The organism is Ignavibacteria bacterium (assembly GCA_016873845.1).
GTDB lineage: Bacteria > Bacteroidota > Ignavibacteria > Ch128b > Ch128b > JAHJVF01.
Map to the genome: position 1 here is coordinate 1 of VGVX01000070.1, position 14789 is coordinate 14789.

The 14789-nt window shown below is 35.8% G+C and carries 14 protein-coding genes and 2 pseudogenes; 8 read left to right on the forward strand and 8 right to left on the reverse strand.

The annotated features are described in order from the left end of the window. Nucleotides 1–1019 (forward strand): dehypoxanthine futalosine cyclase (gene mqnC, locus FJ213_10970; GenBank protein ID MBM4176676.1); only part of this gene is annotated, 1019 nt, incomplete at its 5' end. Between the two features lie 92 nt (nt 1020–1111). On the opposite strand, the pseudogene FJ213_10975 reads toward mqnC, so the two are convergent. Both FJ213_10975 and FJ213_10980 read right to left on the reverse strand, forming a co-directional pair. Further along, a pseudogene (locus tag FJ213_10975) lies at nt 1112–1524 on the reverse strand (hypothetical protein). A 22-nt stretch (nt 1525–1546) separates the two neighbouring features. Next, a complete protein-coding gene (locus tag FJ213_10980; protein ID MBM4176677.1) occupies nt 1547–1705 on the reverse strand; it encodes a DUF433 domain-containing protein in 159 nt (52 codons plus the stop codon). A gap of 142 nt (nt 1706–1847) precedes the next feature. On the opposite strand from FJ213_10980, the gene FJ213_10985 reads away from it, so the two are divergent. After that, nucleotides 1848–2165, forward strand: a complete 318-nt coding sequence (locus tag FJ213_10985; protein MBM4176678.1) for a hypothetical protein — start codon at nt 1848–1850, stop codon at nt 2163–2165. A gap of 10 nt (nt 2166–2175) precedes the next feature. Here FJ213_10985 and FJ213_10990 read toward each other — a convergent pair whose 3' ends face one another. The 6 genes from FJ213_10990 to FJ213_11015 all read right to left on the reverse strand — a co-directional run bounded on the left by FJ213_10990 (nt 2176) and on the right by FJ213_11015 (nt 8488). Continuing rightward, nucleotides 2176–4500: a T9SS type A sorting domain-containing protein gene (locus tag FJ213_10990; GenBank protein ID MBM4176679.1), complete on the reverse strand. Its 2325-nt coding sequence runs from the start codon at nt 4498–4500 to the stop codon at nt 2176–2178. A 10-nt stretch (nt 4501–4510) separates the two neighbouring features. Next, the gene (locus FJ213_10995; GenBank protein MBM4176680.1) at nt 4511–5122 is read right to left on the reverse strand and encodes a M15 family metallopeptidase; all 612 of its coding nucleotides are present in this window, start codon (nt 5120–5122) and stop codon (nt 4511–4513) included. 84 nt (nt 5123–5206) lie between these two features. Then, nucleotides 5207–5974: a carbon-nitrogen family hydrolase gene (locus FJ213_11000; GenBank protein MBM4176681.1), complete on the reverse strand. Its 768-nt coding sequence runs from the start codon at nt 5972–5974 to the stop codon at nt 5207–5209. Nucleotides 5975–6041: 67 nt separating this feature from the next. Continuing rightward, a complete protein-coding gene (gene gap, locus FJ213_11005; GenBank protein MBM4176682.1) occupies nt 6042–7046 on the reverse strand; it encodes a type I glyceraldehyde-3-phosphate dehydrogenase in 1005 nt (334 codons plus the stop codon). Between the two features lie 56 nt (nt 7047–7102). Then, nucleotides 7103–7987, reverse strand: coding sequence for a hypothetical protein (locus FJ213_11010; GenBank protein MBM4176683.1), 885 nt, complete (start codon nt 7985–7987; stop codon nt 7103–7105). Nucleotides 7988–8032: 45 nt separating this feature from the next. Continuing rightward, nucleotides 8033–8488: a hypothetical protein gene (locus FJ213_11015; GenBank protein ID MBM4176684.1), complete on the reverse strand. Its 456-nt coding sequence runs from the start codon at nt 8486–8488 to the stop codon at nt 8033–8035. Between the two features lie 224 nt (nt 8489–8712). Between FJ213_11015 and FJ213_11020 the strand changes: the two genes are divergently transcribed. The 6 genes and pseudogenes from FJ213_11020 to FJ213_11045 form a co-directional block, all read left to right on the forward strand. Continuing rightward, nucleotides 8713–9537, forward strand: a complete 825-nt coding sequence (locus FJ213_11020) for a PHP domain-containing protein (protein ID MBM4176685.1) — start codon at nt 8713–8715, stop codon at nt 9535–9537. A gap of 58 nt (nt 9538–9595) precedes the next feature. Beyond that, nucleotides 9596–11851 carry a hypothetical protein gene (locus tag FJ213_11025; protein MBM4176686.1) on the forward strand — a complete coding sequence of 752 codons (2256 nt, stop codon included), beginning with the start codon at nt 9596–9598 and terminating at the stop codon, nt 11849–11851. 22 nt (nt 11852–11873) lie between these two features. Continuing rightward, nucleotides 11874–12152 (forward strand): DUF3276 family protein, encoded by a 279-nt coding sequence (locus FJ213_11030; protein MBM4176687.1) that lies wholly within the window; start codon nt 11874–11876, stop codon nt 12150–12152. Continuing rightward, the gene (locus tag FJ213_11035; protein MBM4176688.1) at nt 12149–14086 is read left to right on the forward strand and encodes an ABC-F family ATP-binding cassette domain-containing protein; all 1938 of its coding nucleotides are present in this window, start codon (nt 12149–12151) and stop codon (nt 14084–14086) included. Before FJ213_11030 ends, FJ213_11035 begins: the two co-directional genes overlap by 4 nt. 75 nt (nt 14087–14161) lie before the next feature. After that, nucleotides 14162–14374, forward strand: a pseudogene (locus FJ213_11040) (PspC domain-containing protein). Nucleotides 14375–14611: 237 nt separating this feature from the next. After that, nucleotides 14612–14789, forward strand: a 178-nt coding sequence (locus FJ213_11045) for a PspC domain-containing protein (protein MBM4176689.1), incomplete at its 3' end; no start/stop codon positions are given.

Below are 14789 nucleotides of genomic sequence, written 5' to 3' on the forward strand. Positions count from 1 at the left end.
GCGAACTGCTTGATCTTGGCGAAACCGCAAATGAGATTCGTTGCAAACATAATCCGGACGACCAAGTTACATTTGTAATCGATACTAATCCGAACTACACTAACGTATGCGAAATCGATTGTACATTTTGTGCATTTTACCGTCACGAAGAAGACTCGGATGCTTACACATTCACTGTCGATGAGATGATTCAGAAGTTCAAGGATTCGTCTAAGAGAGGAGTTACTACTGTTCTGCTTCAAGGCGGGGTGAATCCAAAATTGCCATTTGAGTATTATATTAATCTGGTGAAGCGAACTAGAGAAGAAGTTCCGGAAATTCATCCTCACTTTTTTTCAACATCTGAAATAATCGGGATGAGCGAAGTCTCGAGATTAAGTGTAAAGGAAGTTTTACAGGAATTATGGGAAGCAGGACTAAGAACAATCCCCGGCGGCGGCGCAGAGATCTTGAGTGATAAAGTAAAAAGAAAAATGTCGCGTCTCAAAGGCAAAACAGACGATTGGCTTTTTGTAATGAAAGAAGCTCAGCAGCTTGGCTATAAAACCACAGCCACTATGATGTACGGCCACATCGAAACAGACGAAGATATATTGATCCATCTTGAAGCGATTCGGAGTCTTCAAGACGAAACGGATGGGTTTACTGCCTTTATTCCGTGGAGCTTTAAACCCGGCAATACGCCATTTGAAAAAAATATAAAAACATTTGCACCTCCGAATCGTTACTTGCAGATTATTGCATTCTCCAGAATTTATCTCGATAACTTCAAACACATACAAGCATCGTGGTTCAGCGAAGGAAAGAAAATCGGACAAGTTGCTTTACATTTCGGCGCAGATGATTTCGGCGGGACGCTTGAAGAAGAGAACGTCCACGCGGCGGCAAAATTTGTTAACAAAACTTCCACCGAAGAGGTGATCCAGTTAATTCAAGAATCCGGATTCAACGCGGCGCAAAGAGATACGTTGTATAATATGTTGAAAGTCCATAAAGCGGAAAGTTTGGTAGAACAATGATGATAGAAGATGATTAATGCGTTTTAATTCAGGATATTTGAATTAACATTTGAAGTTTATTTAACTTTAGCTGTTACTTTTTCAACTATAATTTATATCGGCAAGGATCTTATTCTATGCCGGCTTTCCTCAACAATAATAACTGCTCCATTAATAAGATTAAGAGAAGAATTTTCTAAAACCTTCTCGAGATGTTTATTAATATTTTCTGGTGTATGATTCTGTAATCTAAAAATAATAACACTCTGTAATTTTTCTTTTGATGCTGCCAATAAGTCTCCAAAATCTAAATCGCAAGTAAGAATAGTTCTCTGCTCTTGCTCTGCTTTTTCAATAATTTTATCATCACTTAGTCTTTAGAGATTTGCTCTCGTAAATGAACTGAGTTATAGCCGTTTTCATTCAACCATTTTTAAGTGGAGACAGAAATACCCATGTCTGCGAGAAACGTTAAATGTTGTTTAAGTTGAATAAGAAATTTCTTCTGACGCGAGCCAGGCAGCATACTTAAGAGCTTCTTTAATATCCTACAACTCTAAATCCGGATATTCCTTAAGGATTTCTACATTGCTCATACCATTAGCAACTAAATTTACAATTAGAGAAACAGGGATTCTCATCCCTCGAATGCAAGCTTTTCCTGCCATTATTTTGCTGTCGAATGTAATTCTTTTTAAAGACTCCATCGGTTTTATCCAAATATTATTCTATGAAAAAATAAACAAAATGAATTTAATTTTCTTGAATATTTTTTGGGCGAAGTAATATCAGTTTTACCATCTACTTTTTATGTCTCGTTGATTTTCACGTAAAACAGAAGCACTGATTTTGAGTTTTCTTAACCCAGATAACAAACGACTTGGATCGCGTAATAAGCAACTAATTGCATTCTTCAGAATTTATCTCGATAACTTCAAACACATACAAGCATCCTGGTTCAGCGAAGGAAAGAAAATCGGACAAGTTGCCTTACATTTCGGCGCAGATGATTTTGGCGGAACACTTGAAGAAGAGAATGTCCATGCAGCGGCAAAAATTGTTAACAAAACTTTCACCGAAGAGGTGATCCAGTTAATTCAAGAGTCCGGATTCAATGCAGCCCAAAGAGATACGCTGTATAATGTGTTGAAAATTTACGATACATAATTCTACTGTGTCATTTCATTAGAACCATTTTCTTTATGCTTATTCTATTGTCTACGCTCAATTGATAAAAATATATACCGCTTGGTAATTGAGAATTGAGAACTTGTCTGCCGCTAGGCATGATTGAGAATTGATAATTATATGTGCCAGCTTCCTTTATTTCATTAACAATTTTTGCGACTTCTCTTCCCAAAATATCAAAAACTTTCAATGTTACATGACTGGTATATGAAATTTGGAATTTAATATTTGTTACAGGATTAAATGGATTCGGGTAATTTTGGAATAGTTCGAATTTTTCCGGATTCGAATGCACATCTTTAACTCCAACTATAAAATTATTTCGTTGGGTTGTGAATTCGAATACGTCTTCATTAGTTAAAGGCCGATGAGTAAGAACAAATACCGAGTCTCCTTGATTTGGCAAGGTAGGCTGCAGACCGGCTGGCGGTGAATTATTTATCTGGCAGTGTGTACTCGTTGATCCTGTTGCATACGGCGGCGGAGTTAATACAACAATTGATTCGCCTGCATCCCATTTATTATTCAGCATTCCGGAATTTTCGAGAACGAGTGAATTTAGTTTCTGTCCATCTTTTAAATTGAATACTTTGAATGGAACGATAATAACTCTCGCACCAGTCCGGCTCAAAGCTGTATCTAAAGGATAGATATACTTACCATCCGATGAAGTATCGGTTCTTCCGAAAGATAATACAAGATCCATCGGGGCAGTTTCTTTTTTGCCGACAGTCGGATTTGTGAACGAGTAAATTAAATTCGAGGCAGAATTTATTTGAGCGAAGCTTTCTACTAAATTCAATTCAAGATTAAAATCCGGATTAAATTCAACTGCTACGCCTTCAAATGCTTGAGTTAAATAAAAATGATTCGCACCTTTATCAATTCCAAAGTTTAATACGCGGTTCTCGTTTTTCGTGACGTTTTTCACCGAAGAATAAATAGAATCTTTGTTTAACTTATTGAATGTAACACGATAAAGCTCTCCAGTTGTCAGAGTCGAATCAATCAGATGTACTTTTATTTTGCTCGTCGATAATCCTTCAACGTGATTTACAGCCGTCTCAATTATTTTCCCTTGAGGAATATCCGGCTTAATTCTTCTTGCATAAATATCATAATCTTTTCCGGAAGATTGATCCCAGCTCGACCATACTGCTATCAGCTCATTTTCATTTCCAAAGGCGATGCCAGGTTCCCACTGATAGTTTTCCGTGTATTCATTCATTCGAAATTCAAAACTTTTATATCTTCCGAACTTATCGAACAGCCGGGCATAAACTCCTTCTCTGCTGCCATCCTGTTTCCACGAGGACCAAATAACCGCGAAAGAACTGTCTTTTGCAGCAGCAACTTTTGGAAGCCATTGATAATAAGCCGTAGTTGTATTGATTTGAAATTCATTTCCATTTTTATTTCCATCTTGGAAATATCTTTGACCAAAAATTCCCCCATCATGTCCATCCTGCCGCCACGAGCACCAAACAACAATAAAGTTTCCATATTGATCCATTGCTGCATCACCGAACCACTGATAGTCGTTCGTAAAAGTATTTATCTGAAATTCACTGCCGAGTTTCGAACCATCAGACGAATATCTTTGTCCATACATTCCATATCCCGATGGTAAAAAATTATCTTGTTTCCATGATTCCCAAACGATTACGAATCTTCCATCGGGTGACATGTCAATCGATGGACGCCCTTGGGAATATGCAGTAGTGGTATTAACTAAGAATTCTGCTCCATTTTTGTTTCCGCTTGAAGAAAAACGTTGTGCATATATTCCTTTATCACTTCCATCCTGAAACCAAGATTGCCACACAACGCAAAAATTCCCAGAAGCATCGATTGCAACATCAGGATAATTTTGAGAATTCGCTGTTGTTGTATTCACAAGAATTTCCGAACCAACTTTATTCCCAGATTCATCAAATACTTGCACAAAAATATCGAAGGAAGAATTTATATTAACCATCGATGCCCAAACAACGATAAATCTCCCGGATGAATTCATATCGACCGAAGGACGGTACTGCGTTTTTAATGTTGTAGTGTTAATTCTAAATTCACTTCCGACTTTTTCATCATTTGCATTAAGCCTTTGTCCATAAATTCCAGATTCACTTCCATCTTGATTAATAGATGACCACACGATAACATAATTTCCATATCCATCAGAAGCAATTGCAGGCTCTCTTTGAGTTGTATCGGAATAGGTATTGACTTTAAATTCATTTCCTAAAATCAGGTTTTGACCGAAGCCAAAATGTAAGTTCATAAAAATAAAAACTATGATTGTAATAAATTTCATCTCACCCACTTCACTTCATTTGAAAATCAAGTAATGGGTAAACATTTGCAGAAACGTATTCGTAGTGCCACCATTCTGCTGTATATGACGTTAGTCCCCCAACATTCTGCATCATCGATTTAAGGAATATTCGGTTGTTTAAAATCTCTGGAGTAAAACCGGTATAATCGTGTCCGGCTTCCGGTCCGAAATAATCGAAATCCGTTCCCATGTTCAATTCCTGCCCTGTTGATAAATTAATGATCGTTAAATCGACAGCACTTCCTCTGTTATGCTTTGAGCCATTTGCCGGATCGGCAACATAAATTGGATTTGGAAAAATTTCCCACATTAGCCACTGAATAGTACGCGGACGGTAACCGTCAAAAATTTTTAATCCTAAATTGAGCTTGCGTAAGCTATCTTGAACGAGACCCAATCTTTGTGCAACCGCTCGGCTGATTAGACAAACATCCGTTGAATATAGTTTTTGATGAACAAAATTATTTGTGGAATTATAGCGCAAATCGAGCACGATATCCGGAATTAGCTCTTTAAGTTCAACCAATTCATCATCACCAACCTGGCTAAAGGTAACACTCGAAAAAAGAAAAACTGAAACTATGAGAAAGGCAAGACGCATATTTTCCTCGCATCAATTAATTTGATTTGAAAAAAAATACAAAATATTATTGGTTAATGAAAGCAGCGGCAGATTTACCAGGTATTATATAAGATAAATATCTTCTAAAAATGGAAGTGATTTTCTTACCTCATTTATTTTTTCCTTATGAAGATCTGCAGAAAAAATTCCTGCCTGATCAGTAATATCTAATAATTCAATTCCCATTGGATCAAAAACGCTGCTGTGACCATTATAACTCAGTTTCGGATCGCTCCCTACTCGATTTACACCAACCATATAACACTGATTTTCAACCGCTCTCGCACGCAGTAAAAGGAGCCAATGCTCGATCCGTGCAATCGGCCAATTTGCAATGTTGATTAGAATGTCGACTTTCTCTTTTCCGTAAAAACGATAAAGTTCAGGAAATCGCAAATCATAACAAATAGTAAGTCCGACTTTGAAATTGTCAATTTCGGTAATTACTGGCTTAGTTCCTCTGTGATAGAACTCATTTTCTCTCGAATAAGAAAACGGATGAATCTTCCGGTATTTACCGATTAACTCCCCTTCTGGATTAATATGAAGAAGTGTATTAAATATTTTGTCTTGATCTCGTTCGATTATTCCAGTAAAAACATGAACTGCTCTTTTTGTAGCAAGATTTTTGAAATACAAAACACTTTCTCCATTCAGCGATTCTGCAAATTTATCTGAATGCATTGTGAAGCCGGTAAGACTAAGCTCAGGAAGAATTAATAACGAAATATCTTCTTTAAAATTATACAAAAGATTTTCAATCTTTATTTGATTCGCTTTTTTATCCTCCCAAACAGGAGAGTATTGTGCAAGACCGATTTTCATTTTCATAAACTTTTTTATTTAAAATAAAAAACCTCCAGATAAAATCCTGGAGGTTTAATTTAATTATTTTTTCTTAGCTGATTTTTTGAATCAAATCAACTACTCTGCACGAGTATCCCCATTCGTTATCGTACCAGCCGAGGACTTTCACCATATTCCCCTCTATTACCATTGTTGATTTTGCATCAAAAATACATGAAGCTGGATGATGAACGATATCCGCGGAAACGATTTCATCTTCGGTGTATTCAAGAACGCCTTTCATGGAAGTTTCTGCGGCTTTTTTGAATGCTGCATTTATTTCTTCGACAGTCGCTGATTTTTCTAACATGCAGACAAAATCAGTAACTGACCCATCTGGAGTTGGAACTCTCAATGCCGTTCCATCAAGTTTTCCTTTAAGTTCGGGTATAATTTTGCCTATTGTTTTTGCAGCGCCCGTTGTTGATGGAATAATTGACATCGCGGCAGCCCGTGAACGTCTTAAATCTTTGTGAGGAAGATCGAGAAGATTTTGATCGTTTGTATAAGAATGAACTGTAGTCATTAATCCATACTTCACTTTAAAATTATCATGAAGAACTTTAACCATAGGAGCCAAACAATTAGTTGTGCATGATGCGTTGGAGATCAATTTCATATCAGGTTTCAAAACTTCATCATTCACTCCTAAAACAACTGTCGCATCCATTTTAGATTCTTTTTCGTCCGCTGGAACTGTCAGAATAACTTTTTTCGCTCCATTATTAAGATGAGTTTTCAACTGCTCTGGCTTCCTGAAAACGCCTGTGGATTCAACTACTACATCGACTCCCAAATTTCCCCATGGAAGTTTTGCCGGATCTTTTTCTGCATAGACTTTCAACCTATCGCCATTCACAATAAGATCATTTCCATCAACATCCACCGTCCCATTGAATCTCCCATGAACTGAATCATATTTAAGAAGGTGTGCAAGTACTCTTGGGCTTGTTAAATCGTTAATTGCTACGAAATCGAACCCGCCGACTTCGAGACATCTTCGGAAAACTAATCTGCCTATTCTTCCGAAACCGTTAATTGCAACTTTAATTGCCATGTGTATATCCTCCAATTTTCAAATTATTTATCAATATTTATTTTTAATCTTTTTACTTAGCTAGCGGAGTATTTCCACCAATAAAAATATTTTGTTTCCAATTCTTCGATCGTAGGCATTGGATAGAAAACCATTTCATCTTTTTCGACGAACCAGAATCCATGTTTTAAAAGTGAAAAAGAAATTTCCTTCATGACCGAACCGAGACTAATAGTCTTGGTTAGTTTTTCTGGATGACGTTTTAACTCCTCGATACATTCTTTAACACGATAAGGATTCACATTAGGAATTTGACAAGTGATTATTCCCTTCCCTCTGTTCTCTTCAAAAAATTTATCTATGTTAAAATCTATTTGTGTGAATAAAATTTTCGGTGCACCTTTTGATTTTGTTTCAGTTGTAATGAATCTGCCAAATTCTCGCTGGTCCTTTGTGGATCCGACGAGAGTCTCGAGTGGTGCTATTTCTTGATATATTCTAATCAAACCCGGTTCGTTTATTGCTGTATATTCTTTTTTTTCTAAAGGGAGCACAACTCCATTAGCTTTAACGAGGTAAAGCTTCTTTAATACATTTAATGGAACATTCGCAATTACGTCATAGGACTTGATAAACTTAGTTCTTTTTGGACGTTTTGTTACTGTATCGGGAACGGTTTGATTTAAAAAATGCTCAATGTCAAAGTACGCATTTCGAAAGTTTATATCGACTTCCACAAAAATTACTTTACCGCTGTAATGTTTTGTGCTTCCGACAGCAAAGTGCATTCCGAAATCTTCTGGTTCAAGCTGCGATGCAACAAGTGCATTTATTGGATAAACAATCATGTATAAATGTTTCGGGTAATCTATCATCGTTTTACCTATAAGTTCAATTTGAAAATCATTTTTGAAATACTCGAGGATTAAAGTGAGTGAAATTAATCCATAAATCTGATACAAAATTAGAAAATAATAACTCGAAGAGCAAAGGAACGAATTTCAGATTTAGCTCAAGAAAAAAGCAACACAGAGGAGAATGCTTACAAGGGTTCCGAAAATCAGAAGAAACGAATTTGCCTTCGCAAATGTAGAATAAAGCGATTCCCACTTGGCAATTGGATTTCGCAAATCCCAATTAGCAAATCGGCGCATTTTTGGATAAATATAACCGACGAAATAAATTCCATATCCGAATTGAAGGAACAATCCGATCCACCAAAGAAGTGAAATTTCCATTTGAAAAAATATTATAAACGATATGGCAATTAAGGGTAAAACGGTTACTGCAGATTTAACCGGCGAAACAGAATAAATCGCCCAGCCGAGTACGCTCTTAAAAGTAACTGCACGTGATGACGAAGGAACAAGCTTCGACCCCCGTTCAAACGAAATTACAGCAAAGTAATCAATCCCAAGAGAAAAAATTGAGAGTATGGTTATTAATGCAAAAAAGTCTTTCATGGCAAACCAATTTTGTGTTGAGATAAATTACATAAAAAAAATTGAAAATATTAGTATTACTCAAATTTCTTAAATCGCTTTTTGGATTTCGTCTCCCTATTGTTTTTATTCCATCGTTTGAATAAATTAGATGTGAATTTCGTTTGGGTTGGTTAATTTGTGCTTGTGTATTTAAATTATTACGATCGCATATTAAAAGATAAATGAAACTTATTGTCTAATAAATGAAAATAATTGCCGATCTACATTCTCATACAATATACTCTGATGGTTCATTAACTCCTTTGGAATTAATTACCAGGGCGAAGAATCTCGGTATTGAATATTTAGGAATTACAGATCACGATTCAATTGGAGCCATTAAAGAAGCAATTGAAATCGGAAATGATTTGGGCGTAAAGATTATCCCCGGCGTAGAAGTAAGCACGGAATACTACCACAAAGAACTTCACATACTCGGTTATTATATCAATATAGAAAACGAAGCGCTCTTAAATTATCTAACTAACTTCCGTGAAGAGCGAGTAAAAAGAGCGGAAAGGATGATAGTGAAACTCCGCCAGCTTGGCTTCAATCTAACCATGGACGATGTTATGGAAATTTCAAACGGAAGTTCAATCGCTCGGACTCATATTGCAGAAGCAATGGTCAATAAAAATATCGTTTCAAATTATTTTGAAGCTTTCGGAAAATTTATCGGCAATTCTGGTCCGGCATTTGAAAAAAAAATTCACCTCTCGCCAAAAGACGTCATCGAACTAATAAATAAAGCCAGCGGTCTTTCTTTTCTTGCTCATCCGAATTACATTCCTGATAAATACATTCAAGCACTGATAAAAAGCGGACTCGACGGCATCGAAACTGTTCACCCGTCTCATGACAGTGCCAAAACGGATTACTTCCGTAAAATAGCGTCAATACATTATTTACTGGAATCAGGCGGATCAGATTTTCACGGAGGATTGAGGAATGATTTCAAAAATTTTGGTAAGTTTGGAACATCCGTTGAGAATATTCATTCAATGAAAAAACGACTAAATATTGCTTGAAGGAATCAAAATTATTTATAAAAAATAATTAAGAGGATATTACTGAAGTATTGATACGATGCATAACTTGGAGGAAAAAATGACATACAAAAAATCAATCATTGCATTGATCATACTTCTCGCATTTAACATAAATGCAGTCGGTCAAATTGGTAAATGGCAGAACTTCACTAACATGAAGAGTATTAATAAAATTGCCGTTACCGATGATGGAATTTGGGCGGGAACAACTGGCGGTGTTTTTTATTATTCCTATTCAAAAAAAACATTTGAACAGTTTACAACGACCGAAGGACTCAAATCGATAAACGTAACTGCAATTGCAATTGATCAACTTGGGAGAGTATGGTTTGGCTCCTCGACAGGGAATATAGATATTTATAATCCTTCAACAAAAAGTTGGAATTATATAGTCGCAATTGCCAATTCCGAAAAAACAAAAAAAAGAATTAATGACTTCACGATTCAAGATACGATTGTATATGTTTCTACGGATTTTGGTGTAAGTATCATTTACTCAACTGGCTTAACTTTCGGTGATACGTACAACAAACTTGGCAGCTTCGGTGCAGATTTAAGGGTGAATTCTGTTCTTGTTGATGACACACTTTGGGCTGCAACCGAAAAAGGCATTGCGGTTCAGAAAGATGGATTGGCAAATTACCTCACACCTGAATCTTGGAGAAATTTCTCTAACCTGCACGGCTTGCCGACTCAAATTGTCTCATCCATCGTTAGGTTTAACGATACTCTTTATGCATCAACTCCGGCAGGTTTATTTTATCTAGCCGATTCAACATTTATTCGAAAATCCGGTTCAGTCTCTTCGGCAAATGTCATTGATTTAATTGCTAAAGGAGACAGTCTGGTTATCGCAACCGAATTTGCTCTTTGGATTTATTATCAAGGTGCTTTCACTCTCCAGTTTGCAGATTTCGGCGGCAAAATTACTGATTTAGCAAAATCAATTTCATCAAAAAATTATTTTGCATCATCTAACATTGGAATTCCGATACTTGTTGGTTCATCAGTGAATACTTTAGCCCCTCCTGGCCCGACAACAAATCTCTTTCCCTCAATTGCCGTAGACGATAACGGAAAACTTTGGGCAGCATCGGGAAAGGACGTAGTCAATCAAGGATTTTACCGCTTGGATGAGACAGGATGGAAAAATTTTCTCTTCGGCGAGTATTCAATCATGGGCGCAAACTCTTATCACAAAGCAGTTTCAACTTCTGACAACACGGTTTGGCTGCTTGGATGGGGATATGGCGCACTAAAAATTAAAAATGATAGCTTGATCATCAGATACAATAATTCAAATGTCGATTCATTAGTCGGTATTGTTAACAATAAAAATTTTATCGTGATTTCTGGAGTTGCAGAAGATTCGAAAAAAAATATTTGGATTTTAAATCGTGATGCAGGAAACGAAAAAATACTTGGCAAACTTTCTCCTGACGGAAAATGGACTTTCTATCAAAATGGATTCAACTCAAAAGCTACTCTCTTAGATGATATTGTAATTGATAGATATGATACAAAGTGGCTGATCACGGCACTTTCAACCCAAACTTCGATCACACAGGGAGTTTATTACTTCAATGAAACCGGCGCAACTTCAAAAACTTGGGGTTTGCTAACAACATCGAATGGTTTGAATGGTCCTCCAACCTCCATAGCAGTCGATCTTCGTGGAGAAATTTGGATCGGGACTAACTTAGGCGTAAATGTTGTTGTTAATCCAACCCGACCTGAACAAAGAGTAACAAGTATTTTTTCAATTCGACAGCAATATATTAATTGCATTACAGTCGACGGATTAAATAATAAATGGATTGGAACGAGAAGTGGTGTTTGGGTCTTAAGTCCGGATGGGAGTTCTCTCATTGCACAATACAATACAAGAAATTCCCCTCTTTTAAGTGATGATGTAAAAAGTATTGCAATTAATGATAAAAATGGTTTAGTTTACATCGGAACTGATAACGGATTATCGAGCTTGTACACGATTTCAATCAAACCGTTAGAAAGTTTTGCAAAAATAGAGTTATATCCAAATCCGTTATATATTGATAACACAAAGGAACCAAAACTGACAATAGATGGTTTGGTAAAAAATTCATTAATAAAAATTTTATCTGTTGATGGAAATTTAGTGAATGAGTTTTCAACTCCTGGAGGTCGAACAGCATTTTGGAATGGAAGGGATAAAAATTCCAATCTTGTTTCTTCAGGAATTTATTTTATAATCGCTTACAGCGAAGATGGAGAACAGTTAACAACTGGAAAAGTCGCTGTAATAAATAGGTAACACTTAACATAAGGGAAGAGCAGTGGATACATATAATAATGAAATATTCACTCGTATTGTGAAGGCAGGCCGTAGAACTTACTTCTTGGATGTTCGTTCTACCAAAAATACGAATGAACTATACATAACTATCACCGAAAAAAAACGAACCGAGAACGATTCAGAAAAATTCAAGATCTTTTTGTATAAAGAAGATTTCGACAAGTTTCTATCGGCATTGAACGAATCGGTTCATTATGCTAAGGTGAATGATAAATCAAATGGTCAAGCGAGGAAGGAACTATTTACTAATGTGGGATGATCTCGACAGAGAATTTATCGATTCAATTTAGCGGTGAATATCTTTTTCATTCTGCTTCTTTTAAAATAAACTCCGGTGATAAAATTGGAGTTATCGGCCCAAATGGCTGCGGGAAGACTACTCTTTTACGAATTCTTTCCAAAATTCAGGAACCTGAATCCAGTTCAATAAATTTCCAGAGCGGAATATCAATCGGTTATCTGCCCCAAGACTATATCAGCGAAGATTCCGATAAAAGTCTTTTCGATGAAATATATCAAAGCAATTCAAGTCTTGTTGAGCTTGAAAATTCTGAAAAACTTTTGCTTAACGGACTTAAATTTTCACACGATAGTGCATTAATAAAAAAACTTGGCGAAGTACAAGAAAAAATCCACGAAATTAATCCCGAAGTTTTCAAAAGCAACGCAAAGAAAATCCTTTTTGGACTTGGTTTCACGGAAAATGATTTGATCAAAAACTCGTCGCTTTTCAGCGGTGGATGGAAAATGAGAATTGCTCTTAGCAAAATCTTGTTATCCAATCCAGATATTTTATTGCTCGACGAACCAACGAATCATTTGGATTTAGACTCGCTCGAGTTCTTAATTAAATATTTACAAAAATTTCCCGGCGCGGTAATAATCGTTTCTCATGACCAGCATTTTCTTAATACTGTGACAAAAAAAACTCTGGGTTTTTCTTTCGGCACCATCAACATGTATAATGGAAATGTTAAAAATTATTTGGAAGCCGAAGAAACAAAGCGTGAACAATTGATTGCATCGTTCAAAAATCAGCAGCAAAAAATAAAACAAATTGAGAGATTTATTGAACGATTTCGTTACAAAGCAACTAAAGCGAGGCAAGTGCAAAGCCGAATTAAAATGCTGGACAAATTTGAAAAGATCGAATTGCATGATGAAGAACATACAATTAGTTTCGATTTCGGTAACACTCCCAGAAGCGGTAAAATCGTTCTGCGAATGGAGAACGCCCAGAAATCATTCGGTTCTCACAGTGTATTTAATGGGATTAACCTTGAAATTAATAAGGAAGATAAAATCGCTATAGTTGGGAAAAACGGATCTGGCAAAACTACCCTGTCTAAAATTATTGCAAGTGAAGAATCGATCGATAATGGGAAAATACAATTTGGTCACAATGTGATTACGAGTTATTACTCACAAGATGTTGCAGAACAATTGAATTTGAATATTTCCGTTTTGGAAACTGTCGAAAATGTGAATCCGCAAAAGAGTCAACGAGAATTGAGGACAATTCTCGGCTGCTTTTTATTCAATGGCGATGAGGTATTTAAAAAAGTAAAAGTATTATCAGGCGGAGAAAAAAGCCGATTAGCTTTAGCCAAAATTTTACTTCACCCATCTAATTTTTTAATAATGGATGAACCGACGAATCATCTCGATATTGATTCCAAGAAAATCCTGCAGGACGCGCTGATCGATTACGATGGTTCTTTATTAATCGTCTCTCACGATGTTGAGTTTCTTGATCCAATTGTGAGTAAAGTAATTGAAGTAAAAGATGAAAAGATCAAAACATATCTTGGGAATGTTTCTGAATACCTTTCCAAGATTGAACTTTCGAATTATAACGAAGAACCAGCAATAAAGAATGAAAAAACAAATCAAAGGAGACTGCAGAAAAGATTCGAAGCAGAAGCAAGACAAAAATTTTATCAAGCTACTAAAGAAATCAAATTAAATGTGGGTGTAATTGAAAAAGAAATTTCAGAATTAGAAGCTCGCAAGAAAATTCTAGAAGTTGAGATGAATTCTCCATCTTTCATGAAAAACTCAAACCATCATATAATCTTCGTTGAATACAACAATGTAACAAAAAAACTTGAAAAATTATTTATTGAATGGGAGAAAAGAGCAACTGAGCTGCACGAAAAAGAAAAGTTATTTTTTCCAGAAGATGAGAGATAACAAATTCTTGGAATTAACTTTAACTTGGGACCTTTTATTTCTTGCACAAGAATTTTTACTATAATAATTTGAGACATGGGCGAAGAGCACAACGAAAATCTTATTGAACCAACGGAGCAAAAACTTCTGCGATGTTCGGTTCACAATCGAATGATATTTGGTATCTGCGGCGGTCTTTCAGAATATTTTAGAATTAATTCTGCAGTAATAAGATTACTCTTCATACTTTTTTTTCTAGTTGGCGGAGCCGGTTTGATATTTTATATCTTATTCGGATTCATAATTCCTGTGGACTTTTCTAATAATGAAGTTATTCCATCTGATGAAATCAGAATACATTTTGAAAAAAAATTGTTTGTTGGGTTAAGCTTGATATTTGGAGGAGTAATTCTATTTATATATTACCTTGAACTTATGTCCACTTCATATTTTGCAGCTTTATTCGAACACAAAATTTTTCCATTTGTTTTGATTGCAGCAGGAATTTTATTTATCTCAAAAAAAAATACTTTCGAGGAGAAAATTATGACAGCAAATGAACCTAAAAAACTTACTCTTTCAAATAATAAGATGATATTTGGGGTTTGCGGAGGAATTGGAGAGTATTTGAATATCGACCCAACAATTGTCAGAGTGCTATGGGTAATTTTTCTTTTCGCCTCATTTGGTATCGCACTAATAATATATATTGTGCTCAAATTTA